Annotated in this window: 4 protein-coding genes; all 4 read right to left on the reverse strand. The window is 64.4% G+C overall.

All coding sequences use genetic code 11. The annotated features are described in order from the left end of the window. Window positions 1-174: 174 nt before the first annotated feature. Window positions 175-498, reverse strand: coding sequence for a (2Fe-2S) ferredoxin domain-containing protein (locus B2W70_RS00605; protein WP_286741997.1), 324 nt, complete (start codon window positions 496-498; stop codon window positions 175-177). Between the two features lie 17 nt (window positions 499-515). After that, the gene (locus tag B2W70_RS00610) at window positions 516-815 is read right to left on the reverse strand and encodes a ferredoxin family protein (RefSeq protein ID WP_286741998.1); all 300 of its coding nucleotides are present in this window, start codon (window positions 813-815) and stop codon (window positions 516-518) included. A 56-nt stretch (window positions 816-871) separates the two neighbouring features. Next, window positions 872-2182 (reverse strand): FAD-dependent monooxygenase, encoded by a 1311-nt coding sequence (locus tag B2W70_RS00615; protein ID WP_286742000.1) that lies wholly within the window; start codon window positions 2180-2182, stop codon window positions 872-874. Window positions 2183-2209: 27 nt separating this feature from the next. Beyond that, window positions 2210-2496, reverse strand: a 287-nt coding sequence (locus B2W70_RS00620) for an electron transfer flavoprotein subunit alpha/FixB family protein (protein WP_286742001.1), incomplete at its 5' end; no start/stop codon positions are given.

The raw sequence follows: 2496 nt of genomic DNA on the forward strand, positions 1-2496 counted from the left end.
TTCGCAGGGCAGTCCGGTGCGCAGACCTGGGCCGTCCACAGCAGGGCCAGTGCGCGCTGGGGGTTGGGCTCCTGGCGTGCTTCGTCGACCAGGTGGCGCACCTGTGGAGGCACCTCACCGCCGAAGAGCTCGTTGGACGATTCGCCGGTGAACAGGTTCACTTGGCCCACCCGATCACCAGGCGCCGGCCGAGGCGGCCAGCCGGGTCACGACCTCGCCGCCCAGCAGGTGTTTCTCGAAGATCTCGGGCACGTCTTCCGGTTTGACGCGGCTGTAGAGCACGCTGTCGGGGAAGACGACGACGTTGACGCCGCCATCGCATGGCCCCAGGCAGCCCGAGTAGGTCACGTCCACCTGGTCATAGGCTTGCCTGGCCTGGAGTTGCTGCCAGAAGGCCTGCAGCACGGCCTGGCTGCCTTGCGCGGCGCAACAACCGCGCGGGTGCCCAGGCGGGCGCTGTTGTGAGCAGACGAAGACGCTGCGTTCAGGTCGGGACATGGGGGCTCCAGCGGCTTTCAGCCGAACTTGAAAAGGATGCCGTGGCCGCCGCGAGGGTACTCCCAGGCGACGTTGGCATGCTCTGAACAGATGATCCGGCAGCTGCCACATTCCAGGCAGCCATCGGTGATGAGGGTCACAGAACCATTGCCTTCGGCCGTGTAGCAACTGGCCGGGCACACGAAGGTGCAGCTGCGGTCCTGGCCGGTGCTGCGGCAGACCCCGGCATCCTTGATCTGGATGTGAGGGCGGCCGGCGTCGACCTTGTAGCGGTTTTGAAAGAGCTTGTCTTCCACGTTGACGGAGATGGGGGTCATGTCGAGGGCTCCTGTCGTGTCGTCGTCAGGTTGGGGGCAGCGCGGATCAGCGCGGATCAGCGGAAAGCGCGCCAGAGCTTGAAGGCGTCGCCCACCAGGCCGGTGAAGCTGCGCGCCGTCCGGAAGCTCGAGAACACCTCGCGCTCCTTGGTCTTCTTGTCGACGTTGTCGACCGTGACCATGGTGCGCGCCGCCTTGTTGAGCAGCTCGGGGTAGGTGGTGAAGAACTGCGGGTTCTCGTGGAAGACCTTGGGCATGTCGCGGTACTTCTTGAGGTCCTTCATCACGAAGGATTCGTCAAGCGCCTTCTGGTAGGCCTTGAGCGTGGCTTCGTTGAGCGTCTTGCCGGCGGCCTTGGCGTTGATCACGGTCTCCGCAGCCAGGCGGCCGGTGGTCATGGCCAGGTTGGAGCCCTCGCGGTGCACGGCGTTGACGAAGCCACCCGAGTCACCGACGATCATCCAGCCGTTGCCATGCACCTTGGGGACGGCAAAGAAGCCGCCTTCGGGGATCAGGTGAGCGCAGTACTCTTTCATCTCTCCGCCTTCGATCAGCGGTGCCACGGATGGGTGGCGCTTGAGGTTCTCCAGCAGCTGGTAAGGCGAGGTCTTGTTTTCGTTCTTCTTGAAGTCCGAGAGCATGCAGCCGATGCCGATGGTGAGCGAGTCCTTGTTGGTGTAGAGGAAGCCCGTGCCCATCATGCCGTCGGTGATCTTGCCCACCATTTCGATGACAACGCCTTCTTCGTCCTTGATGTTGAAGCGCTGCTGGATCAGCTCTTCGGGCATGAAGAGGATTTCCTTGACGGCCAGCGCGACGTTGCTGGACTTGATCTCGGGGTGAAAGCCCGCCTTGCGCGCCAGCGTGCTGTTGACGCCATCGGCGAGCACCACCACGTCGGCGAACACGTCGCCCGCTTCGCGGTCGCAGCGCACGCCCACCACTTTGTCGCCGTCCATGATCAGGTTCTGGACCGTGGTCTCGCAGATCAGCAGGGCGCCGGCTTCGCGCACCTTCGAGCTGAACCACTTGTCGAACTGCGCGCGGATGATGGTGTAGCGGTTGTAGGGCGGCTTGTTGTAGTCCTCGCTGCGGAAGTGGCTGCCCACGAAGCTGGCGTCGTCGAGCACCCACATGCGTTGCTCGATGATGTGGCGCTCCAGCGGCGCGTCGTCGCGGAAGTCGGGGATGATGCGTTCGAGCGCGTCGGCATAGAGGATGGCGCCTTGCACGTTCTTGCTGCCGGGGTACTCACCACGCTCGATCTGCAGCACCTTCAGGCCGGCCTTGGCCATGGTGTAGGCGGCGGCGTTGCCCGAGGGGCCAGCGCCCACAACGATGGCGTCGAACTTCTGATTGGCTTTCATGGTCTTGCTCCTGCTGTGTAGGCGAGGTCAGGCGACCTTGCGGATGCGCTGGTCGAGGTGGGCCTGGAAGGCCTGGGTCAGCGCGGGCAGCACCTGCATGGCGTTGCCGACGATGCCGTGGTGGGCGAAGTCGAAGATCGGTGCGTTCGCATCGGTGTTGATGGCGACGATGACGTCTGACGACTCCATGCCCACGCGGTGCTGGATGGCGCCGCTGATGCCGGCGGCGATGTAGAGCTTGGGGCGAACCGTTTTGCCGGTCTGACCCACTTGCCGATCGGCTTCGACCCAGCCCGCCTGCACGCAGGGGCGGG

It is taken from the genome of Aquabacterium sp. UBA2148, from assembly GCF_002328915.1.
Classification (GTDB): Bacteria; Pseudomonadota; Gammaproteobacteria; order Burkholderiales; family Burkholderiaceae_C; genus Aquabacterium; species Aquabacterium parvum.